General features: G+C 69.0%; 25 protein-coding genes. 11 read left to right on the top strand and 14 right to left on the bottom strand.

Going from position 1 to position 21919, the window contains the following annotated elements:
- The first annotated feature begins 64 nt into the window (after positions 1-64).
- Positions 65-538 (top strand): Lrp/AsnC family transcriptional regulator, encoded by a 474-nt coding sequence (locus ABD212_RS05015; protein WP_344091827.1) that lies wholly within the window; start codon positions 65-67, stop codon positions 536-538.
- Here the strand turns inward: ABD212_RS05015 and ABD212_RS05010 are convergent.
- The gene (locus ABD212_RS05010; RefSeq protein WP_344091825.1) at positions 510-1508 is read right to left on the bottom strand and encodes an EamA family transporter; all 999 of its coding nucleotides are present in this window, start codon (positions 1506-1508) and stop codon (positions 510-512) included. The genes ABD212_RS05015 and ABD212_RS05010 overlap by 29 nt on opposite strands.
- Positions 1509-1581: 73 nt before the next feature.
- Here ABD212_RS05010 and ABD212_RS05005 point away from each other — a divergent pair, with 73 nt between their 5' ends.
- Entirely contained in the window at positions 1582-2136 is a 555-nt protein-coding gene (locus ABD212_RS05005) for a CGNR zinc finger domain-containing protein (RefSeq protein WP_344091823.1), read from the top strand.
- Here the strand turns inward: ABD212_RS05005 and ABD212_RS05000 are convergent.
- Positions 2096-2995 carry an alpha/beta fold hydrolase gene (locus ABD212_RS05000; RefSeq protein WP_344091821.1) on the bottom strand — a complete coding sequence of 300 codons (900 nt, stop codon included), beginning with the start codon at positions 2993-2995 and terminating at the stop codon, positions 2096-2098. The genes ABD212_RS05005 and ABD212_RS05000 overlap by 41 nt on opposite strands.
- A 75-nt stretch (positions 2996-3070) precedes the next feature.
- Here ABD212_RS05000 and ABD212_RS04995 point away from each other — a divergent pair, with 75 nt between their 5' ends.
- Entirely contained in the window at positions 3071-3802 is a 732-nt protein-coding gene (locus ABD212_RS04995) for a 3'-5' exonuclease (protein WP_344091819.1), read from the top strand.
- A 185-nt stretch (positions 3803-3987) separates the two neighbouring features.
- Here ABD212_RS04995 and ABD212_RS04990 read toward each other — a convergent pair whose 3' ends face one another.
- The 3 genes from ABD212_RS04990 to glgA form a co-directional block, all read right to left on the bottom strand.
- The gene (locus ABD212_RS04990; RefSeq protein ID WP_067246295.1) at positions 3988-4245 is read right to left on the bottom strand and encodes a type B 50S ribosomal protein L31; all 258 of its coding nucleotides are present in this window, start codon (positions 4243-4245) and stop codon (positions 3988-3990) included.
- Between the two features lie 135 nt (positions 4246-4380).
- The gene (locus tag ABD212_RS04985) at positions 4381-5166 is read right to left on the bottom strand and encodes an ABC transporter ATP-binding protein (protein ID WP_344091812.1); all 786 of its coding nucleotides are present in this window, start codon (positions 5164-5166) and stop codon (positions 4381-4383) included.
- A 9-nt stretch (positions 5167-5175) separates the two neighbouring features.
- Entirely contained in the window at positions 5176-6369 is a 1194-nt protein-coding gene (gene glgA / locus ABD212_RS04980) for a glycogen synthase (RefSeq protein WP_344091810.1), read from the bottom strand.
- Between the two features lie 46 nt (positions 6370-6415).
- On the opposite strand from glgA, the gene ABD212_RS04975 reads away from it, so the two are divergent.
- Genes ABD212_RS04975 through ABD212_RS04965 form a run of 3 tightly spaced genes read left to right on the top strand, consistent with a single transcriptional unit; the run spans position 6416 to position 9094 of the window.
- Complete coding sequence (locus tag ABD212_RS04975; RefSeq protein WP_344091808.1) at positions 6416-7660, top strand: glucose-1-phosphate adenylyltransferase; 1245 nt, start codon at positions 6416-6418, stop codon at positions 7658-7660.
- Between the two features lie 45 nt (positions 7661-7705).
- Positions 7706-8344 (top strand): phosphoserine phosphatase SerB, encoded by a 639-nt coding sequence (gene serB, locus ABD212_RS04970; RefSeq protein ID WP_344091806.1) that lies wholly within the window; start codon positions 7706-7708, stop codon positions 8342-8344.
- Positions 8345-8398: 54 nt separating this feature from the next.
- Positions 8399-9094, top strand: a complete 696-nt coding sequence (locus ABD212_RS04965) for an alpha/beta fold hydrolase (RefSeq protein ID WP_344091804.1) — start codon at positions 8399-8401, stop codon at positions 9092-9094.
- Between the two features lie 82 nt (positions 9095-9176).
- Here ABD212_RS04965 and ABD212_RS04960 read toward each other — a convergent pair whose 3' ends face one another.
- On the bottom strand, positions 9177-9887 hold the full coding sequence (locus ABD212_RS04960; protein WP_344091802.1) for a beta-ketoacyl-ACP reductase: 711 nt from the start codon (positions 9885-9887) through the stop codon (positions 9177-9179).
- A 138-nt stretch (positions 9888-10025) separates the two neighbouring features.
- On the opposite strand from ABD212_RS04960, the gene ABD212_RS04955 reads away from it, so the two are divergent.
- From ABD212_RS04955 to ABD212_RS04940, 4 genes are read left to right on the top strand one after another with little or no spacing between them, the layout of a single operon-like run.
- Entirely contained in the window at positions 10026-10847 is an 822-nt protein-coding gene (locus ABD212_RS04955; protein ID WP_344091800.1) for a DUF4190 domain-containing protein, read from the top strand.
- A gap of 50 nt (positions 10848-10897) precedes the next feature.
- Complete coding sequence (locus tag ABD212_RS04950) at positions 10898-11263, top strand: DUF3099 domain-containing protein (protein ID WP_344091798.1); 366 nt, start codon at positions 10898-10900, stop codon at positions 11261-11263.
- Positions 11260-11484 carry a hypothetical protein gene (locus ABD212_RS04945; RefSeq protein ID WP_344091796.1) on the top strand — a complete coding sequence of 75 codons (225 nt, stop codon included), beginning with the start codon at positions 11260-11262 and terminating at the stop codon, positions 11482-11484. Before ABD212_RS04950 ends, ABD212_RS04945 begins: the two co-directional genes overlap by 4 nt.
- Entirely contained in the window at positions 11481-12359 is an 879-nt protein-coding gene (locus ABD212_RS04940; RefSeq protein WP_344091794.1) for an SURF1 family cytochrome oxidase biogenesis protein, read from the top strand. The genes ABD212_RS04945 and ABD212_RS04940 overlap by 4 nt, the downstream gene beginning before the upstream one ends.
- Before the next feature lie 285 nt (positions 12360-12644).
- Here ABD212_RS04940 and ABD212_RS04935 read toward each other — a convergent pair whose 3' ends face one another.
- Positions 12645-14243, bottom strand: coding sequence for an ABC-F family ATP-binding cassette domain-containing protein (locus tag ABD212_RS04935; protein ID WP_344091792.1), 1599 nt, complete (start codon positions 14241-14243; stop codon positions 12645-12647).
- Positions 14244-14358: 115 nt separating this feature from the next.
- On the opposite strand from ABD212_RS04935, the gene ABD212_RS04930 reads away from it, so the two are divergent.
- On the top strand, positions 14359-14994 hold the full coding sequence (locus tag ABD212_RS04930; RefSeq protein ID WP_344091790.1) for a biotin transporter BioY: 636 nt from the start codon (positions 14359-14361) through the stop codon (positions 14992-14994).
- A gap of 134 nt (positions 14995-15128) precedes the next feature.
- On the opposite strand, the gene ABD212_RS04925 is transcribed toward ABD212_RS04930, so the two are convergent.
- The 7 genes from ABD212_RS04925 to sufB form a co-directional block, all read right to left on the bottom strand.
- Positions 15129-16541 carry an MFS transporter gene (locus ABD212_RS04925; RefSeq protein WP_344091789.1) on the bottom strand — a complete coding sequence of 471 codons (1413 nt, stop codon included), beginning with the start codon at positions 16539-16541 and terminating at the stop codon, positions 15129-15131.
- Positions 16538-17698, bottom strand: a complete 1161-nt coding sequence (locus ABD212_RS04920; RefSeq protein WP_344091787.1) for a MalY/PatB family protein — start codon at positions 17696-17698, stop codon at positions 16538-16540. Before ABD212_RS04920 ends, ABD212_RS04925 begins: the two co-directional genes overlap by 4 nt.
- Before the next feature lie 80 nt (positions 17699-17778).
- Positions 17779-18108 carry an iron-sulfur cluster assembly protein gene (locus ABD212_RS04915; protein WP_179438005.1) on the bottom strand — a complete coding sequence of 110 codons (330 nt, stop codon included), beginning with the start codon at positions 18106-18108 and terminating at the stop codon, positions 17779-17781.
- Between the two features lie 9 nt (positions 18109-18117).
- The gene (gene sufC, locus ABD212_RS04910; RefSeq protein WP_344091785.1) at positions 18118-18900 is read right to left on the bottom strand and encodes a Fe-S cluster assembly ATPase SufC; all 783 of its coding nucleotides are present in this window, start codon (positions 18898-18900) and stop codon (positions 18118-18120) included.
- A 46-nt stretch (positions 18901-18946) separates the two neighbouring features.
- Complete coding sequence (locus tag ABD212_RS04905) at positions 18947-19276, bottom strand: non-heme iron oxygenase ferredoxin subunit (RefSeq protein WP_344091783.1); 330 nt, start codon at positions 19274-19276, stop codon at positions 18947-18949.
- On the bottom strand, positions 19273-20469 hold the full coding sequence (gene sufD, locus ABD212_RS04900) for a Fe-S cluster assembly protein SufD (protein ID WP_344091781.1): 1197 nt from the start codon (positions 20467-20469) through the stop codon (positions 19273-19275). Before sufD ends, ABD212_RS04905 begins: the two co-directional genes overlap by 4 nt.
- Positions 20470-21888: a Fe-S cluster assembly protein SufB gene (sufB, locus tag ABD212_RS04895; RefSeq protein WP_344091779.1), complete on the bottom strand. Its 1419-nt coding sequence runs from the start codon at positions 21886-21888 to the stop codon at positions 20470-20472.
- Positions 21889-21919: the final 31 nt, after the last annotated feature.

Below are 21919 nucleotides of genomic sequence, written 5' to 3'. Positions count from 1 at the left end.
ATCCGCCTCCTCTTGAGCATGTTGCCAACTCACGAGCTCGGAGACCGTGCTAACCTTGCGCACTATGAGCGCCCTCGATCACGTCGACCTGGAGCTGCTGGCCGCCCTCTCCGCCGACCCGCGAGCGACCGTGGTGGCGCTCGCCGAACGGCTCGGGCTGTCGCGCAACACCGTGCAGGCACGCATGGCCCGCCTCGAGCGCGCCGGCGTCTTCCTCTCGTACGAACGCGCGATCTCGTCGTCTGCGCTCGGCTTCCCGATAGAGGCCTTCATCAGCGTCATCGTCCGCCAGGCGGACCTCCCCCGCATCACCGCCGAGCTGACGAAGGTTCCCGAGATCGTCCACGCCCACGGGCTGTCAGGTCAGGTCGATCTGCTCGTGCGGGTCGCGTGCCGCGATACGCAGCACCTCTTCGACACGGATGCCCGCATCCTCGCAATCGAGGGCGTCGAGCGCACCGAGACCTCCCTCGTGATGGGAGAGGTCATCAGTCACCGAGTGGCGCCCCTCATGGAGCTGGCACGGCGGGAAACGTAGCGGCCTCCCCACGCGGGTTCCCGGGTGATTGGGCATCCAGCCGGACGAGCACGACGCCGACGAGGATGAGCGCGCCGCCGACGAACTGGATCGGCGCCGGCACCTCCGCGAGGAAGAGCCAGGCGAAGCCCAGCGCGAACAGCACCTCCGACAGGCCGACGAACGATGCCACGCGCGAGCCGATGCGGGGCACGGCCATGACCCCGAGCGCGTAGCCGAGGGTCGTGGCGATCCCGGCGACCCACAGCAGCGGCACGAACCACGGCACCGAGACTCCCGCGAGCACCACGTCGATCGCCGGCGCCTCGAAGGGGAGGATGCCGCCGGCGATGAAGATCGCGATGAAACCCGCGCCGATGAGCAGGCCGCCCGCCGCGAGTGCGAGCGGCGGCAGGTCGTCGCCGGCGCGCTCCGAGATGACGAAGTAGGCGCACACGCACACCGCCGCACCGAGGGCCAGCAGAGTGCCGATCAGGTCGAAGGATGCGCCGGAGATGTCGACGACGAGCACGAGTCCGACGATGGCCACCGCCGAGCCCCACAGCACGAGCGCGGACGGCGCCCGCCGCGTCCGCGCCCAGACGAAGGCCACGAGCATCACCGGCGCGAGGTACTGGATCAGCAGGGCCACGGCGACCGGCATCCGCTGCATCGCCGAGAAGAAGAAGAGCTGGCAGCCGAGCACGGGCATGAGCCCGAACCCGAGCAGCAGCCGCCAGTGACGGCGGAGGAACCCCCGCTGGCGCCTGATCGCCAGGAACAGAGCCGGCGACAGGATGAGCCCCGCCACTCCCATGCGGACGAGCAGCGCCGCGCCGAGCGACCAGCCGCCCTCGAGGAGGGGCTTCACGAACGGTCCGCTCGACGAGAACGCCAGCGCGGAGGCGACGGCCATGATCAGTCCCGACGTCTTGGGCCGCGTCGACGACAGCGATCGGATGACCGGAAGCGATGCGGTCGAAGTGGTCATGGCGGCATCCGACTGTAAGGAGTGAAATGTGCTTACACTGGTGACAATATCGAAGCGGATGTCAGGAGTCAACATGGTCTTCATTCGTGACACGCAGCAGTCGCTGATGGCCGCCGTCCATCTCGTCAACACGCTGCCGGCGTTCGACGACGAAGACACCCTCGTCACGATCGCGGACTTCGAGAAATACCTCGCGATGAACCCGTACAGCGGCACGATCCGGCGCGACTCCGACGAGGTCGAGGCGGTGCGCGGCATCCGGTCGCGCCTGCGTCAGCTGTGGGATGTCGATCGCGACAGCGCCGTTCCCCTCGTGAACGCGATGCTGCGCGACGGCGAAGCGCTCCCCCGCCTCGTCCGGCACGACGGCTACGACTGGCACGTCCATGCGACCAGCGACGACGCTCCGCTCGCCACCCGGATCCTGGTCGAGGCGGCGATGGCGTTCGTCGACGTGATCCGCGCGGACGAATACGACCGCGTCCGGGTGTGCTCGGCCGACGACTGCGAGTCGGTGTACATCGACTATTCGAAGAACGGATCGAAGCGGTACTGCGACACCGGCAACTGCGGCAATCGCATGAACGTCAACGCGTATCGCGCTCGGAAGGCGCGAGAAACCGTCTGATCGCATCGGCCGCGGCAGCCGGCGTCTCGTAGTGGATGAGGTGTCCGACATCCGGGATCTCGACGAGGGTCGCATCCGGGAACATGGTCGCGAGGCGCCGCTCCGCTTCGATCGGAGTGATGTCGTCGCGCTGCGCCGCCACGAGCAGCGTGGGCTGCGAGATCCTCGGCGCGTACGCGCGAACGTCATTGGAGACCGAGGCGAGGAATGCGTCGTGCAGCTGGTCGCGGTCGGCGAATCGCGAGAAGTAGGTGTCGTGCTGGTCGTGGATGAACCGGCGCAGCTCGGCATCCCGTGTCTTCGCCATCGACACGCTCATCACCCGTACCACCGCGCCGTTGCGCAGCAGCCCATCCCCGACGCGTTTCGGAAGTCGCGCGCCCGCCCAGTAATAGAAGACCGCGAGCCGGGTCAACAGCCCGCGTGGGCCTTCGAGCGCCGGCGCGCCGATGGGGTTCACCAGGATGACACGCGGCGTCGCGAGGCCGCCGGCGACGGCCGCCGCGACGACGATGGAGCCGAACGAGTGACCCAGGATGACGGCGCCGGGGGCGACCGCGTCGACGAATTCCTGAAGCCACGCGGCGTAGGCGTCGATGTCATGGCGGCTGCCGGGGAGCGGCGGCGTCTCGCCGAATCCGGGAAGGTCGGGTGAGATGACACGCACCTCGGGGAGGTGGGCGACGACCGGCTCGAGCCCGTGATGCTCGCCGCGGAACCCGTGCACCGCGACGACGGTGGTCTCGGCATCCGCCGGCCCATACGTCCAGTACGCCGTGGTCGAGCCGCCGGCGTCGACCTCGTGCCGCTCGACGGGGATCGCCTCGAGCAGCGCCGCATACGGATTCGGGACGACCACGCGTCGAGTCTACGAGAGCGTGGCTGGCGGAGCGCCTGACAGCGGATGTCGGAGGGGACGCATACCGTCATCGGCATGGACCAGTGGCGACCCGAGCCGCTCCCGCTCTTCCAGACCCCTGAGTGGGTCAAGGTGATCGGCGTCTTCGATCTCGAGACGACCGGCGTCGACGTGACGACCGACCGCATCGTGACGGCGCACGTCGGGCTGTTGGATGCCGGTGGCGCGGTGATCCGGGCACGCGACTGGCTCGCAGACCCTGGCGTGGCAATCCCCGAAGGCGCCACCGCCATCCACGGGATCACGACCGATCGCGCGCGAGACGAGGGTCGCCCGGCGCCCGAGGTCGTGGACGAGGTCGTCGGGGCACTGCGTGCCCTGCTGGATGCCGGCATCCCGATCGTCGCCTACAACGCGCCGTACGATTTCTCACTCCTGAAATACGAGGCGCTCCGCCATGGCGTCGGGCCGATCGACGACCCGTCTCCGGTGATCGACCCGCTCGTCGTCGACAAGGCGTACGACCGATGGCGGCGCGGCAAGCGCACGCTGTCGGTCGTGGCAGCGCACTACTCCGTCAGGCTCGAAGGCGCGCACGAGGCGTCGGCTGACGCGGTCGCGGCGGGACGCGTGGCGCAGGCACTGGCCGAGCGGTTCGCACCGTGGCTGCCGACGACCGCCGGCGAGCTTCACACGCGGCAGATCGCGTGGGCCCGAGCCCAGGCCGCGAGCCTGACCGACTACTTCATCCAGATCGGACGCCTCGACCCCGAGGATCGTCTGGACGGCAGCTGGCCGATCCGCTGAGCCGAGCTTCGTCGCGGGCCGTCGCCCCCCGGTCGTTGAGCGAGCGAAGCGAGACGAAACGCCCCCAACCCGGCGTACCGGCCGGGTACGACGCGTTTCGTCTCGTCGCTCAACGACCGGATGCCGCGCGACCGGCCGGTACAACGACGAAAGCCCCGCCGAAGCGGGGCCATCGCGAGGCGGGCTTACTTGCTCGAGCCGCCGAAGTTCTTGAAGCGCTGGTTGAACTTCTCGACACGACCGGCCGAGTCCATGATGCGCTGCTTGCCCGTGTAGAACGGGTGCGATGCCGATGAGATCTCGACGTCGATGACCGGGTACTCGACGCCGTCGAGCTCGATCGTCTTGTCGCTGGTGACCGTCGAGCGGGTCAGGAAGGTCTCGCCCGAGCCGAGGTCGCGGAACACGACGGCCTGGTAGTCGGGGTGGATGTCAGTCTTCATGGTGATCCTCTAGGGAGTGGTGCACTGGATTTTGCCAGGGCGGTGAAAGTCTGCGGTGCGAGCGCACCAAAGAGCGATTCTATCAGCCCTGCGGCCCACTCGTGGAATCGAGCAGCCGACGAGTCCGCCCTCGTCTCAGTGCGCGGCCCGGGCGGCGTAACGGCCGCCGAGTTCGGTGAGGAAGATCGGCACGCCGAACGTCGCCGTGAGATTCTCGGCGGTGAGCGTCGCGCTCAGGGGTCCCGCGGCGACCGCGCGCCCTTCGGCGAGCAGCATCACATGCGTGAATCCGACCGGGATCTCTTCGACGTGATGCGTGACCATGATCATCGCGGGGGTGCTGGGCGCCTGCGCATATCCGCCCAGCAGCGAGACCAGCTCCTCCCGCGCACCCAGGTCCAGGCTCGCGGCCGGTTCGTCGAGCAGCAGCATCTCGGGGTCCGTCATGATCGCCCGGGCGATCTGCACCCGCTTCTGCTCACCGTCGCTGAGCGTGCCGAAGGTGCGATCGGCGAGGCCCTCCAGGTGCCATTCGGCGAGGACGCGCAGGGCGCGGCGCTCGTCGATGTCTTCGTACCGCTCGTTCCAGCGGCCGAGCACTGAGAACGCGGCGGTCAGCACCACGTTCAGGACGGTCTCCTCCGCCGGGATCCGCTTGGCCATCGCGGTCGAGGCGAATCCGATGCGCGGGCGCAGTTCGAACACGTCCGAGCGACCGAGTCGCTCGCCGAGGATCGTGACGGTTCCGGATGTCGGATGCAGCAACGTGTCGGCGAGCTGCAGCAGGGTGGTCTTGCCCGCGCCGTTGGGTCCGAGGATGACCCAGCGCTCGTCGTCGCTGACCGACCAGTCGAGGTGGTCGACGATGTCTCGGGCGTTTCTGCGGACGACGACGTCTGAGAACTCGAGCACCTGCGGCATGTCTTCAGCCTATCGGCCGGCGCCGGTGACCTCCGTATACAGCGCGGCGGTCTGCTCGGCGATGCGGCCCCAGCTGAACTCGTCGGTGGCGCGCTGACGTCCGGCGGCACCGTACTCGCGGGCGCGCTGACGGTCGCTGACGACTTCGGTCAGAACGCGCGCGAGATCGCCCACGAAACGCTCGGGATCAGTCGGTGTCCCAGTGCCGTCCTGCACCTGCTCGATCGGCACGAGGCGCCCTGTCACGCCGTCCACGACCACCTCGGGGATGCCGCCGGTCGCGGTGCCGACGACGGCCGCGCCGCACGCCATCGCCTCGAGGTTCACGATGCCTAGCGGCTCGTAGACTGACGGGCAGACGAAGGTGGTCGCGGCGCTCAGTATGGTGCACAGCTCGTGGCGCGACAGCATCCGATCGATCCACACGACGCCGTCGCGCGACTCCTGGAGCCCGCGGACGAGGCCTTCGACCTCGGCCATGATCTGCGGGGTGTCCGGAGCGCCCGCGCACAGCACGACCTGCACCTCGGCGGGCAGCCGCTCGGCGGCGCGGAGGAAGTAGGGCAGCCCCTTCTGCCGGGTGATCCGCCCCACGAAGACGACGGACGGCCGCGACGCGTCCACTCCCAGCTCGCGGAGCAGATCTGGATCTTCGACGGGATGCCAGGCCTCGACGTCGATGCCGTTGTAGATCACGCGGACCTTGGCCGGATCCAGGGTCGGGTAGCTGCGCAGGATGTCGTTGCGCATGCCGTCGCTGACGGCGACCACGGCGGCCGCACCCTCGTACGCCGTCTTCTCGATCCAGCTCGAGACGGCGTAACCCCCGCCGAGCTGCTCGGCCTTCCATGGCCGCAGCGGCTCGAGCGAGTGCGCAGTGACGATGTGCGGGATGCCGTGCAGCAATGACGCGAGGTGTCCGGCGAAGTTCGCATACCAGGTGTGGCTGTGCACCACGTCGGCGCCGGCGACATCCGTCACGATCTCGAGATCGGTCCCGAGGGTCTGGACCGCCGCATTCGCGTCGGCGAGCTCGGACGGCACCCCGTACGACATGGTCCCCTCCTCGTCGCGAAGGGCGCCGAAGGCCCGCACCCGCACATCGAGGGACGCGCGGAGCGATTTCACCAGTTCTGTGACATGCACCCCCGCGCCGCCGTAGATCTCGGGGGGGTACTCCTTGGTGATGATGTCGACGCGCATGTCTCGAACGCTAGTACACGGGGGTTGCGCGTCATAGTGTGGTGCCATGCCAGCAGCTCCGAAGGTGTTCGGGATCGTCCTCGCCGGCGGCGAGGGAAAACGTCTGATGCCCTTGACGGCGGATCGGGCCAAGCCCGCCGTTCCGTTCGGCGGTCAATACCGGCTCATCGATTTCGCCATCTCGAACCTCATAAACTCGGGCCTTCGTCAGATCGTGGTGCTGACCCAGTACAAGTCGCACAGCCTCGACCGCCACATCTCGCAGACCTGGCGCATGTCTGCGCTCCTCGACTCGTACGTCGCCTCGGTGCCGGCGCAGCAGCGCCTCGGCAAGCGGTGGTTCTCGGGATCGGCGGATGCGATCCTGCAGAGCCTCAACCTCGTCAACGACGAGAAGCCCGACATCGTCGTCGTCATCGGCGCCGACCACGTCTACCGCATGGACTTCCGTCAGATGCTCTCGGCGCACATCGAGTCCGGATCCCGCGCGACCGTCGCCGGCATCCGTCAGCCGATCTCGCTCGCGAACCAGTTCGGCGTCATCGACGTCGTCGGCGATGACCCCGGCAAGATCAACGAGTTCCTCGAGAAGCCGCAGAACCCGACGGGGCTCTCCGACTCCCCCGGCGAGGTGCTCGCGTCGATGGGCAACTACATCTTCGACACGTCGGCGCTCATCGAGGCGGTCGAGGCGGACGGCGAGCTGCCCACCTCGAACCACGACATGGGCGGCGACATCGTGCCGTACTTCGTCGGTCGCGGCGAAGCGGGCGTCTACGACATGAAGCGCAACGACGTCCCGGGATCGACGGATCGCGATCGGGACTACTGGCGGGATGTCGGCACCATCGAGTCGTTCTTCGACGCGCACCAGGACCTCATCTCGACCCTGCCGATCTTCAACCTTTACAACACGCAATGGCCGATCCACTCGCAGGCCGTCAACTCGCCGCCGGCGAAGTTCGTGCGCGACTCGGTGGGACGCATCGGCAACGCGATCGACTCGGTCGTGTCGCTGGGATCCGTGCTCTCGGGCACGCACCTCGAGCGCAGCGTGGTGGGCCCGTGGACACTCGCCGGAGGCGGCTCGACGATCACCGACTCGGTGCTCTTCGACCACGTGCACGTCGGAGCCGGCGCGCGCATCCACCGGGCGATCCTGGACAAGAACGTCGTCCTGGCCGAGGGCGCCACGGTCGGCGTGGATCGCGACAAGGATCTCGCGCGGGGCTTCACCGTCACCGACACGGGCATCACCGTCGTGGGCAAGGGCGTCCACGTCGATCGATGACGCCGCGTTCGGGTCGCGGGCTGCCGCGGCACTAGCGTTGTCGGCATGCCCGCGCCCGTCCGCTTCCTCGTCGTGCTCGACGCGGACTCGACCCTCATCCGCAATGAAGTCATCGAGCTCATCGCCGACGAGGCCGGCCGCGGGCCAGAGGTGGCAGCCGCCACGGAGGCTGCCATGCGAGGCGAAGTCGACTTCGCGATGAGCCTGCGCTCCCGTGTCGCCGTGCTCGCGGGCGTACCGGTCACCGCACTCGCGCGCGTCCTCGACCGCATCGAGCCGACCCGCGGTGTTCGCGACCTGATCGACGCCGTCCACGCCCGCGGTGGCCGTGTCGGCGTGGTGTCCGGAGGCTTCCACGAGATCCTCGACACCGTCGCTCCCGGACTGGGCGTGGATGTCTGGCGCGCGAATCGTCTCGGGGTCGCGGACGGTGCGCTCGACGGCTCGATCGACGGAGAGATCGTGGATGCCGCGGGCAAGGCCGCCGCGCTTCGTGAATGGGCTGCGGAGGCCGGCGTGCCGCTGCGGCGGACGATCGCGATCGGCGACGGAGCGAACGACCTCCACATGATGGCCGACGCCGGCCTCGGCCTGGCATTCAACGCGAAGCCCGCGGTCCGAGCACGGGCGGATGTCGTCGTCGGTGCGATCGATCTCGCCGAGGTGACAGCGCTCCTGCCTTGAGCCGAACCTCGACCCCGGTGCGCGATGTCGGACATGCTCGGTAACCTCGCGCCCATGGACATCATCCTCATCCCCGGTCTCTGGCTCGACGCATCGTCCTGGGACTCGATCACCGCGCCCCTCGAAGAAGCCGGGCACACCGTTCACGCACTCACGATGCCGGGCACGGGCGTGCCGGCGCCCGACTCGTCGGACATCGGCATCGGCGACTGGGTCGACGCGGTCGTCGCCGAGATCGACGCAACCGACGGAGCGGTCGTGGTCGTCGGGCACAGCGGCGGCGGAAACGTCGCCTGGGGAGCCGTCGATGCGCGTCCTGACCGTGTGGCTCGGGTCGTATTCGTCGACACGGTTCCGCCGCCATCCGGCCAGGGCATCTCCGAGTTCGACGTCGTGGACGGAGTGGTCCCCTTCCCCGGGTGGGAGTCCTTCGACGAGCCCGAGGTCTGGGATCTCGACGAAGCGACCCGGGCCGAGACCGCGGCGCGCACCGCGTCGGTCCCCGCGAAGGTTCCGACCGACCCGCTGCAGCTGCACGATGATCGGCGGCATAAGGTGCCTGTCACGCTGCTCATGGGCGGGATGTCGGAGGCCGAGCTGCGCGCGATGCTCGGCGAGTGGCGTCCGTGGGCCGATGCATTCGACGCCATCGACGACAGCGAGGTCGTGAAGCTCGGCACCGGGCACTGGCCGCAGTTCACGAAGCCGGACGCTCTCGCGCGCGAGATCCTCGCGGCGGTCTCGCGCTGAGGCGTCCTCGTCTCGGATCGTTTGTCCCGGGCACCGCCGCGTCGGGCCCCAGCGCTCCGGAGCGGAGGCCTGCGGAGGGAGGTCAGTGCCCCATGCCGAGGCCGCCGTCGACGGGGATCACGGCGCCCGAGATGTACGCCGCATCATCGGAGGCGATCCAGGCGACGACGCCCGCCACCTCGTCTGGGGTCGCGAAGCGGCCCGCGGGAATGCTGCGCTTGTATTCGGCCTGGGTGTCCTCCGCAAGCGCGGCCGTCATGTCGGTCTCGATGAATCCGGGTGCGACCACGTTCGCGGTGATCCCGCGTGCGCCGAGTTCCCGCGTGAGCGAACGCGCGAACCCGACGAGCGCGCTCTTCGACGCCGCGTAGTTGACCTGACCGGCCGAACCGTACAGCCCGACGACGCTCGAGATGAGGATGACCCGTCCCCACCTTGCTCGCAGCATTCCCTTCGATGCCCGCTTCACCACGCGGAACGTCCCGCCCAGGTTCGTGGCGATGACGCTGTCGAAATCGTCCTCCGTCATTCGCAGCAGCAGGGTGTCCTTGGTGATGCCCGCATTGGCGACCACGATCTCCACAGGGCCGAGGGTCTTCTCCACCTCGGTGAACGCGGCATCGAGCGCTGCGGCATCCGTCACGTCCGCCCGAACCGTCAACGTGCCCTCTGGACCCTCACCGGAACGCGCGGTGACGGCGACGCTGTACCCCGCCGAGACGAATCGCTCGGCGATCGATCGGCCGATGCCGCGGTTTCCGCCGGTGACCAGGACGACGCGATCGGTGGACATGGTGGCGCTCCCGAAGGTTGGTGAACGGATCCGCACCAGCCTAGCGGCGCGCGCCGGACACTCCCATGACGAGCGATCACGCAGTCGCGGATCCGATTGACACTCTGCCGCGTCCGCGGAACCCTGGGAGGAGCATCCATGAAAGGCACCGCCGTGAGCGACAACAGCACGCCCGCCTCCCCTCCCGATCCCGCCGCATCGCAGCCCTCCCCCGGCGTTTCAGGGGAGACGCTTGACGCCGCTGCCGAGGCATCCGCTGCGCAGGAGCCCGAAGCCGACGTGTTCGCCGTCCCGGCGGCGCCGGCGGCTCCGGCACCGCCCGGGGCTCCGGCGCCGCCTGCCGCTCCGGCGCCGCCGGGCCCCGACGCCTACACCGCCACCGCGGTCTACCCGCCGACGCCCGATTCATACGCCGCGCCGACGTCGTATCCGCCGGCGGCACCACCGGCGCAGCCCGGTTATGCCGCTTCGCCCCCCTACGGTGCGGCCGCACCCGGCTATGGCGCCGCCCCGGCACCCGAGTACGGCTCCGGCCCCGCGTACGGCGCCGCTCCGACCTACGGCGCCGCTCCCGCATACGGTGCCGCTCCGCCATACGGTGCCGCTCCTGGATACGCCGCTGCTCCGCCATACGGCGCTGCGCCGGCCCACGGCGCTGCGCCGGCCTACGGCGCGCCGGCGCAGCCGCGGACGAACACGCTCGCGATCGTATCGCTCATCGCGTCCATCTCCGCCTACGTGCTCCTGCCGCTGATCGGCTCGGTGGTCGGAGTGGTCACCGGCCACATCTCGCTCTCGCAGATCAAGCACACGGGTGAAGGAGGTCGAGGACTGGCCCTCACCGGCACGATCCTCGGGTGGGTCGGCATCGGATTTCTCGTCATCGGGGTCCTGCTGCTGCTGATCTTCCTGCCGGTCTTCCTCGCGAACGTCCACTATCTCCAGACCTACCGATACTGACTGACTCTCCGGGCGACCGGCCGCCGCGCCCGGCGTAGTCTGGAAGCATCGTGAAGAGTTCGAGCCGGGCCCCATCGGCCACCTCACTGCCGCGCGCGCCGCGCGACGACGCCGGAGCGCGCTCGCGGCGATACCTCATCACGATGGGGATCCGCATCCTGTGCTTCGTCCTGATGGTCGTCGTGACCCCGTACGGCTGGTACACATGGGTCTTCGGCATCGGCGCGGTCCTCCTTCCCTACATCGCCGTGGTGATGGCCAACGTCAGCCAGAACGTGCGCCCGCCGGATGCCGAACGTCCGGAACTGGCGATCCCCGCAACGCCGCACGATGCCCCCAAACCTGACTCGGGCATCCTGCGGGTCGAAGAGACGCGCGTCGTCACGGCGGCAGACGAGCCGGACGAGCGCGAATGAATGACGGGTACGCCGAGCCGACGTGCTCGCGGGCGGGATGCCGCGCCCCGGCGCAGTGGCGGATCGACTGGCGCAATCCGCGCATCCATGAGGCCGATCGCGTCAAGTCATGGGTTGCGTGCGATGATCACCGCGAGTATCTGAGGGAGTTCCTGGCCGCCCGGGACTTCCCGGTGTCGGTGCACCCTCTCGACCCCGGCCTCGAGGCGGTGCCGCGATGAGCAGTCCTCGCGCAGCCGGCATCCAGAGCCTTCCCCGAGCGGGGCGGTGGGCGATCTACATCGCGCTGGCGGTGCTCTTCGCGGTGGCCTGCGCCTTCCTCTCGAACTGGCAGTTCACACGCAACGCCGGGCGATCGGAACAGCTCGCACTCATCGCGGCCAACTACGACGCCAAGCCCGTGGCGCTCGACGAGCTCATCCCGTCGGGTGCCGGCCTGGATCCGGCAGACGAATGGCGGCCCGTGCGCCTCGAGGGCAGGTACCTCGCCGACGATCAGCTTCTGGCGCGCAATCGGGCGCACGGTGGGACTGCGGCGTACGAAGTGCTCGTGCCATTCCAGCTCGACGACGGGCGCGTGATCCTCGTCGACCGGGGGTGGGAGCCGCCAGGGGACCAGCAGCCCGATCCGGATGCCGTTCCCGCGGCGCCTTCCGGCAAGGTGACGGTGATCGCACGGCTGCGACCCGGCGAGGCGCTTCCGCCATCAGGGCGATCAGCGCCGAAGGGACAGGTGCCGACCATCAACCTGGCCCTGGTCGCCGACATCCTGCAGCCCGCTGCCGGATCAGCGCTCGAACGCAGCGCGTACGCCCTCATGGTCTCGGAGGACCCCGCGCCCGCCGAGCGGCCGACCGCGTTGGAACCGCCCTCGGACGATCCCGGTCCGTACCTGTCCTACGCGATCCAATGGATCCTCTTCGCGATCATGGGGTTCGTCTTCATCGGGTACGTCATCCACACCGAGCGGCGCCACCGCCGCGAAGAGGCCGAAGCGCGCGAAGCGGGCATCGCCTTCGCGCCACCCACCCCACGCCGTCGCCGTGATCGAGACGCGGTCGACGAAGACGCGCTGATCGACGCCGCCGGGCGCTGAGGAGCGCTCGGCTGCCGACGCAGACCCAGCCCGCCCGACGCCCCGCGCCGATTTGCCGCAACCGGCGGCATCCCACCCGCGCAAGCCCGCCACTCGGGGCGACTCGGCACACCTGCCGGCTCGCACCCTTCACACCAGGCTGCAGGGTACCGCCCGGCGCAGGCTCTGCCCCGACTTGCCCCGACCGGCGGCATCCCACCCGCGCAAGCCCGCCACTCGGGGCGACTCGGCGCAACGAGCCCCGGCAACACCCGGCGCCGTCACCCGCCCGGGCTCAACCCCAGCTCAGGCCAGGCTGATCAGCTCGGCGTAGTCGCGTCCCCAGATGTCCTCGACGCCGTCCGGCAGGATGAGCACCCGCTCTGGGTTGAGCGCCTCGACGGCGCCCTCGTCATGCGACACCAGGACGACGGCGCCCTCGTAGTGCGAGAGGGCACCGAGGATCTCCTCGCGCGACGCGGGGTCGAGGTTGTTCGTGGGCTCGTCGAGCAGCAGCATGTTGGCACTCGAGACCACGAGCGTCGCAAGCGACAGCCGCGTCTTCTCGCCGCCGGAGAGGACGCCGGCGGGCTTGAGCACGTCGTCGCCCGTGAACAGGAACGAGCCCAGCACCTTGCGCGCATCCGTCGCGGTGATGTCCGGCGCGGCGGACATCATGTTGTCGAGCACCGACCGGTCGACGTCGAGGTTCTCGTGCTCCTGCGCGTAGTAGCCGATCTTGAGCCCGTGACCGGGTTCGATCTGCCCGGTGTCGGGCTTGTCCACCCCCGCGAGGATCCGCAGCAGCGTCGTCTTGCCGGCGCCGTTGAGGCCCAGCACGACGACCTTCGACCCTCGGTCGATCGCGAGATCGACATCCGTGAAGATCTCGAGCGAGCCGTACGACTTGGACAGCCCGGACGCCATCAGCGGGGTCTTGCCGCACGCGGCGGGCTTCGGGAACCGGAGCTTCGCGACGCGGTCCTCCTGGCGCACATCGTCGAGGCCCGAGAGCATCTTCTCGGCACGCGCCACCATCTGGTGCGCCGCGGCAGCCTTCGACGCCTTCGCTCCGAAGCGCGCGGCCTGCAGCTGCAGCGCCGTCGCCTTCTTCTCGACGTTGACGCGCTCCTTCTTGCGACGCTCCTCGTCCGCCACCCGCTGACGCAGGTAGTTCTTCCAGTTCATGTTGTAGACGTCGATGACCTGACGGTTCGCGTCGAGGTAGAAGACGCGGTTGACCGTCTCGCCGACGAGTTCGACATCGTGGCTGATGACGATGAGCCCGCCCTTGTAGTTCCTGAGGAACTCCCGCAGCCACACGACACTGTCGGCGTCGAGGTGGTTCGTGGGCTCGTCGAGGATCATCGACTCGGCATCCGAGAACAGGATGCGCGCGAGCTCGATGCGCCGGCGCTGACCGCCCGACAGCGTCCGCAGCGGCTGGTCGAGGATCCGGTCCGGCAGCGAGAGATTGTGGGCGATGGATGCCGCCTCCGCCTCCGCCGCGTAGCCGCCGAGCGCCTCGAATCGCTCGGTGAGGTTCGCGTACTTCCGCATCGCCCGGGCTGCGGCATCCGCGTCGTCGTCGCCCATGGCGAGGGATGCCTCGTGCATGCCCAGTGCGATGGTGCCGAGTCCACGTGCGTCGAGGATGCGGGTGCGGGCGAGCATGCCGGGGTCACCGGTGCGCGGATCCTGCGGCAGATAGCCGAGCGCGCCGGCGCGATCCACCCGCCCATTGCTGGGCAGCAGATCGCCTGCCAGCACCTTCGTGAGCGTGGTCTTGCCCGCGCCGTTGCGGCCCACCAGACCGACCTTGTCGCCGTCGCTGACGCGGAACGACACGTCCGACATGAGGACGCGAGCGCCCACGCGGATCTCGAGGTCGTGCACGGCGAGCACAGCGAATGTCCGTTTCGTTCGATGAAGGGGTACAAAGGGGCCCGATGGGCCAGCCCCCTAGTATAAGTCGCGACGCCCTCCTCACCTTCCCGGCGTCCCGATCACGAGGAGCCTCATGACTCTCGCCGCACCTTCATCCCGACGTCGTGTCCTTGCGGACGTCATCGGCCGCCCGTCGTCGCGTGCCCGCGCGTTCGCCGTGGATGCCGCGCTCGTCGTCACGGGCGCCGCCCTCGTGGCGGTCCTCGCACAGGTATCCATCCCGCTCTGGCCGGTTCCGATCACCGGGCAGACGCTCGGCGTCATCGTCGTCGGCGCGGCCCTCGGAGCCTGGCGCGGCGCCGCCGCACTGACCACGTACATGATCGTCGGCCTGGCCGGACTCCCGGTGTTCGCCGACTTCACCGGCACGATCGCTGCCGTCGCGAAGCCGAGCTTCGGCTATGTGATCGGCTTCATCTTCTCGGCGTTCGTGGCGGGCTGGTTCGCCGAGCGCGCGTGGGACCGTCGTCCTGGGCTCGCGTTCGTCGGATTCGCCATCGCGAGCGTCATCCCGTTCCTGTTCGGCGTGCCATACCTCGCCTACATCCTGAACGTCGTCCTGGGTCTCGACCTGAGCTTCTGGCAGATCCTCGAAGCAGGCGTGTTCCCCTTCATCATCGGCGGGCTCATCAAGGCGGGCCTCGCGGCGCTCATCATCCCCGGCGCGTGGGCGCTGGTCCGGGCGGTCGATCGCCGCAAGGGCGCCTGACCGCCCGTCGCGCAATACTCCGAGACCCCCCGTGCCGAGACCCCGCGCCGGGAGCGGGGTCTCGGCATGTTCGCGAGACATCGCGCCGATCAGTTCTGGGCAGCGTCGGCCGCGACCGCGGGGATCCACGGTCCTCAGGGGGCGCCGCGATGCACTGGTGCGCTCTCGTGGGCGTGGCCCATCCGCAGACCTGGGATCAATGCCAGCAGCGACAGGAGGGCGGCGAGAACGAAGACCGCCGGGAAGCCGGCATCCGTCCCGGCGAGCGCGGTGAAGACGAGACCCATCGCCGCGATCGTCGTCGCGGCTCCGATCGAGTCCGAGATCGACAGCGCCGCCGAGTTGAACCCCTGATTCTGAGGGGTGGAGTACGCCAGCGTCAGCACGGTGAGGCGCGGATACATCAGCCCCATGCCGGCACCCGCGAACGTCCAGCCGACGATGAGCACCGCGGCAGGAAGATGGGCGGATGCCGTGACGGCCGCGATCGCGACCGCGCTGAACAGCAGCGCGGTGCCGATCAGCGTGATGCGCGCGTTGCCCATGCGATCGCCGAAACGGCCCTGCACGTCGGATGCCGCGGCCCAGGCGAGCGCCGCGGCCGTGAGACCGAGCCCCGCCCACGTGGGCGAGAACCCGTAGCCGTCGATCAGCAGGTACGGCACATAGATCTCGGCGCCGAAGAGGGCGCCCGCGATGAGTCCCCGCATGAGCACCACGCTCGGTAGCCCGCGTCCGGAGCGCAGCGTCCGGGGCGGCAGGAGGGGCCGCGATGCGAATCCGATGATCAGCACGGATGCCGCGACCGCCGCCCACGCCCACGGTCCCAAGCTGCCGGCGAGGCTCAGCAGCAGGGCGCCTGCGGCCACCGCGACCGCGAGGACGAGGCGTGGGGCGACCCGATCGGTCGCGGGGTCGTCAGTGTGCAGGGGCAGCCCGTGCAGGCGCAGCACGACGAGCAGGTAGGACGCCACGGTCAGGATCGCGATTCCGAGGAACACCCACCGCCAGTGCAGGTATTCCGCGACCGCCCCCGCGAGGAACGGCCCGATGAGCGACGGAACGACCCAGGCCGCCGAGAAGGCGGCGAACACACGCCCATGCACCTCGGCGGGGTACGCGCGCGCCACGACCACGTACAGCGCGACGATCGCGCCGCCCGTCCCGAGACCCTGGAGGAGGCGGGCCGCGACGAGCACAGCCATCGTGGGCGCCAGCCCCGACACCACCAGCCCGATCACGAAGACCGCGATCGCAGATGTGAGCGGCACGACGACTCCGCCGCGATCGCACCACGCGCCCACCGCGACCATCCCGATGACACTCGTGGCGAGCGTGCCCGCGAAGGCGACGGCGTACAGCGATGCGCCGTCGAGGTCGGCGCTCACGACCGGCATGACGGTGGTGACGGCGAGCGATTGGATGGCGGCCAGGAACACGAGCGCGACCGATCCGACCGTGACCCAGACGTACTGTGGTCCCCAGATTCCGCCGCCGCGCCCGACCCGCGGCGACTCGACCGGCTGGGGCTCGATGGGGCCGGTCATGGCGCGTCGAGAGCCCCGATGCGCTCGATCGCCTCGCGCAGCACCTGAGGCGAGCACCCGATGTTGATGCGCACATGCCCCTTGCCCTCGTCGCCGAAGTGCGGACCGAAATGCAGCGCGACCTGTGCCTCACGGAGGATCCTCGCGGCGGGATTGTCGCCCCAGCCGAGGTCGCCGAGATCCACCCACGCGAGGAAGCCGGCATCGGGAATGCGATACCGCGCGCCGGGGACATGTTCGGCGAGCAGTCCGCCCAGCAGCCGGCGGTTCTGGTCGAGGGCTGCCAGCAGTCCGTCGAGCCACGCGTCGCTCTGCGGCGAGAAGGCCGCCACCCCGGCGAGTGCCCCGAACAGCCCGGTTCGCCACTCGACCTCGTCGGGCAGCTCTCGCACGACCCGCGCAGGCTCGTCGCCCGCCGTGATCATGAGAGCGCACTTCAGACCCGCGAGGTTGTACGCCTTGCTCGCGCTCGTGACGGCGTAGCCCACCTCTGCGGCCGTTTCAGACGCTGCCAGGAACGGCGTGAAGGTCACTCCAGGCTGTACCAGCGGAGCATGGATCTCGTCGCTGATCACGGCGGCGCCGAAGCGGTTCGCGAGGTCGGCGAGCGCAGCCAGACTCTCGCGCGAATGGGTGGTGCCCGTCGGATTGTGCGGGTTGCACAGCAGCACGGCCCGGGCGCCACCGGCGAGAGCGGCCTCGATACCGGGCAGGTCGAGCTCCCATCCGGTGCCGGTCGGGCTCAGCGGCACGCGCTCGACGACCGCGCCGGCTTCGGGGATGCAGTCGTAGAACGGCGGGTACACCGGCGGCGTGACGATCACCCGGTCGCCCGGCGCGGTGACGCGGCGGAGCAGCTCGACGACGCCCATCATGACGTCGCAGGTCGTCCGCACCCTCGCGGGGTCGACCGTCCACCCGAAGCGGCGCTGCGCAAAGGCTGCATAGGCGTCCCGGATGCCGGGATCCGGCGGTGTGTAGCCCGTGTCGCCGAGCTCGACGGCACGGCGCAGGGCATCGGTGATCGGCTCGGCGAGGGGGAAATCGGTCTCGGCGACGAAGAGGGGGAGGATGTCGGGCGCGTAGGTGCGCCATTTCGTGCTGGACCGCTGCCGCAGCTGCTCGATGGACAGTGCCCGGAGGGGGGTGACGCTCACCCCTCGAGCCTATCGGCGGCCGCGGATGCCTCCCTCGTCGCGCAGTCATCCTGCGACTCGGGCGTCTGCCGCGAGTCGAGTCAGATGGCGAAGCCGAGCGCCCGCATCATGTCGCGGCCGTCGTCGGTGATGCGCTCGGGGCCCCACGGCGGCATCCACACCCAGTTGATGCGGAACCGCTCGACGACTTCGTCGAGGGCCTGGGCGGTCTGCTCTTCGAGCACATCGGTCAGCGGGCAGCCGGCAGACGTCAGGGTCATGTGGATGACGAGGGCATCGTTCTCGTCATCCCAACCCAGGTCGTAGATGAGTCCGAGGTCGACGACGTTGATCCCGAGTTCGGGATCCATGACGTCCTTCAGGGCCTCAGTGACCTCGTCGTACTTTTCGGGCGTAAGTATTGCGGTCATGTAACGATTCTACGCTTCGACGTCCGCCGCGGCCTCGGCGAACGGCTCGAGGTAGCTGTCGTAGCCCTCGTCCTCGAGGCGGTCGGCGAGCTCCGGCCCGCCCTCCTCGACGATGCGGCCGCCGATCATGACGTGCACGAAGTCGGGGTGGATGTAGCGCAGGATGCGCGTGTAGTGCGTGATGAGCAGGACGCCGAGATCGGTCTCGCCCTTCGCGCGGTTGACGCCCTCGGACACGATCTTGAGCGCGTCGACGTCGAGCCCCGAATCGGTCTCGTCGAGGATCGCGATGCTCGGCTTCAGCAGCTCGAGCTGGAGGATCTCGTGGCGCTTCTTCTCGCCGCCGGAGAATCCTTCGTTGACGTTGCGCTGCGCGAACTTCGGGTCCATGCGAAGGTTCTTCATCGACTGTTTGACGTCCTTGGTCCACGTCCGGATCGAGGGAGCCTCGCCGTCGATGGCGGTCTTCGCGGTGCGCAGGAAGTTGGTCACAGTGACGCCCGGGATCTCGACCGGGTACTGCATCGCGAGGAACAGGCCGCGGCGGGCGCGCTCATCGACGGTCATCGCGAGGACGTCCTCGCCGTCCAGGGTGATCGTGCCGGCGGTGACCTTGTACTTCGGGTGACCCGCGATCGTGTATGCGAGCGTGGACTTGCCCGAGCCGTTGGGACCCATGATGGCGTGGGTCTGACCGGTGCGGATCGTGAGGGTCACGCCGTTGAGGATCGGGGTGATGCCGGCATCCGTCTCGACCGTCACATGCAGGTCGCGGATCTCGAGGACAGACATTCAGAGTTCTCTTTTCATGATGTGTGAGGTCGATTCGCGGCGAAGCCTACGAGATCGCCTTCTTCACGTTCGGATCGATGAGCACGTCGTCGCCGTCGATCGTTACGGCGAAGACCGGGACGGGCTCGTACGCGGGAAGGTTGAGCGGCTTGCCGGTGCTCAGCGAGAACGCCGACCCATGTGCCCAGCACTCGAGCGAGTCGCCGTCGACGAAGCCTTCCGCGAGGGAGATGTCGCCGTGCGTGCAGGTGTCGCCGATGGCGTGAACATCGCCTGCCGAGTCCAGCACGACGGCGATCGGGACACCGTCGACCTCGACGCGGATCGCCGAGTCCTGCTCGAGCTCGCTGAGAGCGCAGACGCGCTGAGCGGTCATCCGGAAACCTCCTGGGCGAGTTCGGTCTCGATCGCGGCGAAGAGCTCGTCCTCGAGGGCGGGGATGCCGATCTTCTGCACGATCTCGGCGAGGAAGCCGAGGACGACGAGGCGGCGGGCCTCGTCTTCGCCGATGCCGCGCGCCTGCAGGTAGAATAGCTGCTCGTCGTCGAAGCGACCGGTGGCGCTGGCGTGACCGGCGCCGCGGATGTCGCCGGTCTCGATCTCGAGGTTAGGCACCGACTCCGCGCGGGCGCCGTCGGTCAGCACCAGGTTGCGGTTCGCCTCGTACGAGTCGGTGCCGACGGCATCCGGCCCGATGAGCACATCGCCCACCCAGACGCTGCGGGCGCCCCGGCCCTGCAGAGCGCCCTTGTAGAGCACGTCGCCCTTGGTGTCGGGGCCCTTGTGGTGCAGGAACACCTGGCTCTCGAGGTGCTGCCCCGAGTCGGAGTAGCTGAGTCCGAACAGGTCGGCGCGCGAGCCCGCTCCAGCGAGCTCGACGCTGGGGTTCACGCGCACGACGCCTCCGCCGAAACTGACCACGATGTGGCGCAGGGTGGCGTCGCGAGCGACGCGGACCTGATGGGATGCCGCGTGCACGGCGTCGTCGTCCCACTGCTGCACGGTCACCACATCCAGGTGCGCACCGTCGCGCACGAGCACCTCGACGTTCTGCGCGAACTGCGCGGCGCCCGCGTGGCGGAGCAGGACCTTCGCCCGCGAATTGACGCCCGCCTCGAGCAGGATGTGGGCGTTCGCCCGACGATCGGCACCCGCTCCGGTCATCGTCACGACGACCGGGGCGTCGAGCTCGGCGTCGGCGGGTACGCGGACGTACAGCGCTTCTTCGGCGCGCGTCCAGGCGATCGCGGCCGGACGATCCTCGGGCACGAACGCCTCGCCGCGGGGCGACTCCCCCACCCGGCGCACCCCGACCTCGACGCCGTCCGGGGCGTCGAGGTCGAACGCGATGGCGGTGTCATCGCCTGCGGCATCCACGAACAGGGGTGCGAGGCGGTCGACCGGGGTGTGCTTCCAGTTGACCTCACGGCCCGTCGGCACCTCGAAGTCCGCGGGATCGAACGAGCGGGGGCGCTCCGAGCGGGTCTGGACGGGGATGGCCGCCCAGGCGCCGTCGGTGTGCGCGGTGGAACCGGGCGCCGTGGGGGGCGCCTGTGTCGTGGCCGCCATCTAGCCGACCGATCCTTCCATGCCCATCTCGATGAGCTTGTTGAGCTCCATGGCGTACTCCATGGGAAGTTCGCGTGCGATCGGCTCGATGAAGCCCCGCACGATCATGGCCATCGCCTCATCCTCGGGCATGCCGCGGGACTGGAGGTAGAACAGCTGCTCGGCGCTCACCTTCGAGACGGTCGCCTCGTGGCCGAGCTGCACGTCGTCGACGCGGATGTCGATGGACGGATACGTATCGGACCGCGACTGCGTGTCGATGAGCAGGGCGTCGCAGCGCACCGTGTTGGCGGCGTGGTGGGCGTTGGCTTCGACGCGGACCTCACCGCGATAGCCGGCGCGGCCGCCGCCGCGGGCGATCGACTTCGAGACGATCGATGACTGCGTGTACGGCGCCATGTGGATCATCTTGGCGCCGGCATCCTGGTGCTGGCCGGGGCCGGCGAAGGCGACCGACAGGGTCTCGCCCTTCGCGTGCTCGCCCACGAGGAAGATCGAGGGGTACTTCATCGTCACCTTGGAGCCGATATTGCCGTCGATCCACTCCATCGTGGCGCCCTCGTGGGCGATGGCGCGCTTGGTGACGAGGTTGTAGACGTTGTTCGACCAGTTCTGGATCGTCGTGTAGCGCACGCGCGCGTTCTTCTTCACGATGATCTCGACGACGGCCGAGTGCAGCGAGTCGCTCTTGTAGATGGGAGCCGTGCAGCCCTCGATGTAGTGCACGTACGAGCCCTCGTCGGCGATGATCAGGGTCCGCTCGAACTGGCCCATGTTCTCGGTGTTGATGCGGAAGTACGCCTGCAGCGGGATGTCGACGTGCACCCCGGGAGGCACGTAGACGAACGATCCGCCCGACCACACCGCGGTGTTGAGCGCCGCGAACTTGTTGTCGCCGGCGGGGATGACGGTGCCGAAGTACTCGGTGAAGAATTCGGGGTGCTCACGCAGGGCGGTGTCGGTGTCCATGAAGATGACGCCCTGCGCCTCGAGCTGCTCGTTGATCTGGTGGTAGACGACCTCGGACTCGTACTGCGCGGCGACGCCGGCGACGAGGCGCTGGCGCTCCGCCTCGGGGATCCCGAGCCGCTCGTACGTGTTGCGGATCTCTTCGGGAAGCTCTTCCCACGACCCGGCCTGCTTCTCGGTCGAGCGGACGAAGTACTTGATGTTGTCGAAGTCGATCTCGGAGAGGTCGGCGCCCCACGTGGGCATCGGCTTGCGGCCGAAGAGCTGCAGACCCTTGAGCCGGTTCTTGAGCATCCATTCGGGCTCGGACTTGAGCGTGGAGATGCCGCGCACGACGGCTTCGCTCAGCCCCCGCTGCGCGGTCGCCCCTGCAGCGTCGGCGTCGTGCCAGCCGAACTCGTACTGTCCCAGACTGGCGAGCTCGGGTCGGTCGATCAGCACATCAGACATCGTCACGTTCTCCTCCGGACCCTGGCGGTGT

Origin of the sequence: Microbacterium deminutum (assembly GCF_039530205.1) — a bacterium.
GTDB classification, from domain to species: Bacteria; Actinomycetota; Actinomycetes; order Actinomycetales; family Microbacteriaceae; genus Microbacterium; species Microbacterium deminutum.
This window is presented reverse-complemented; position numbering and strand designations above follow the sequence as displayed.

Excerpts from the sequence above, each read along its gene's own strand:
- sufB (WP_344091779.1), bottom strand. The coding sequence starts at position 21,888 with ATGTCTGATGTGCTGATCGACCGACCCGAGCTCGCCAGTCTGGGACAG.
- serB (WP_344091806.1), top strand. The coding sequence starts at position 7,706 with ATGCCCGCGCCCGTCCGCTTCCTCGTCGTGCTCGACGCGGACTCGACC.
- ABD212_RS04930 (WP_344091790.1), top strand. The coding sequence starts at position 14,359 with ATGACTCTCGCCGCACCTTCATCCCGACGTCGTGTCCTTGCGGACGTC.
- ABD212_RS05010 (WP_344091825.1), bottom strand. The coding sequence starts at position 1,508 with ATGACCACTTCGACCGCATCGCTTCCGGTCATCCGATCGCTGTCGTCG.
- sufC (WP_344091785.1), bottom strand. The coding sequence starts at position 18,900 with ATGTCTGTCCTCGAGATCCGCGACCTGCATGTGACGGTCGAGACGGAT.
- ABD212_RS04945 (WP_344091796.1), top strand. The coding sequence starts at position 11,260 with ATGAATGACGGGTACGCCGAGCCGACGTGCTCGCGGGCGGGATGCCGC.
- ABD212_RS04905 (WP_344091783.1), bottom strand. The coding sequence starts at position 19,276 with ATGACCGCTCAGCGCGTCTGCGCTCTCAGCGAGCTCGAGCAGGACTCG.
- ABD212_RS04965 (WP_344091804.1), top strand. The coding sequence starts at position 8,399 with ATGGACATCATCCTCATCCCCGGTCTCTGGCTCGACGCATCGTCCTGG.
- glgA (WP_344091810.1), bottom strand. The coding sequence starts at position 6,369 with ATGCGCGTCGACATCATCACCAAGGAGTACCCCCCCGAGATCTACGGC.
- ABD212_RS04925 (WP_344091789.1), bottom strand. The coding sequence starts at position 16,541 with ATGACCGGCCCCATCGAGCCCCAGCCGGTCGAGTCGCCGCGGGTCGGG.
- ABD212_RS04990 (WP_067246295.1), bottom strand. The coding sequence starts at position 4,245 with ATGAAGACTGACATCCACCCCGACTACCAGGCCGTCGTGTTCCGCGAC.
- ABD212_RS04985 (WP_344091812.1), bottom strand. The coding sequence starts at position 5,166 with ATGCCGCAGGTGCTCGAGTTCTCAGACGTCGTCGTCCGCAGAAACGCC.
- ABD212_RS05015 (WP_344091827.1), top strand. The coding sequence starts at position 65 with ATGAGCGCCCTCGATCACGTCGACCTGGAGCTGCTGGCCGCCCTCTCC.
- ABD212_RS04915 (WP_179438005.1), bottom strand. The coding sequence starts at position 18,108 with ATGACCGCAATACTTACGCCCGAAAAGTACGACGAGGTCACTGAGGCC.
- ABD212_RS04960 (WP_344091802.1), bottom strand. The coding sequence starts at position 9,887 with ATGTCCACCGATCGCGTCGTCCTGGTCACCGGCGGAAACCGCGGCATC.
- ABD212_RS04995 (WP_344091819.1), top strand. The coding sequence starts at position 3,071 with ATGGACCAGTGGCGACCCGAGCCGCTCCCGCTCTTCCAGACCCCTGAG.
- ABD212_RS04975 (WP_344091808.1), top strand. The coding sequence starts at position 6,416 with ATGCCAGCAGCTCCGAAGGTGTTCGGGATCGTCCTCGCCGGCGGCGAG.
- sufD (WP_344091781.1), bottom strand. The coding sequence starts at position 20,469 with ATGGCGGCCACGACACAGGCGCCCCCCACGGCGCCCGGTTCCACCGCG.
- ABD212_RS05005 (WP_344091823.1), top strand. The coding sequence starts at position 1,582 with ATGGTCTTCATTCGTGACACGCAGCAGTCGCTGATGGCCGCCGTCCAT.
- ABD212_RS04955 (WP_344091800.1), top strand. The coding sequence starts at position 10,026 with ATGAAAGGCACCGCCGTGAGCGACAACAGCACGCCCGCCTCCCCTCCC.
- ABD212_RS04940 (WP_344091794.1), top strand. The coding sequence starts at position 11,481 with ATGAGCAGTCCTCGCGCAGCCGGCATCCAGAGCCTTCCCCGAGCGGGG.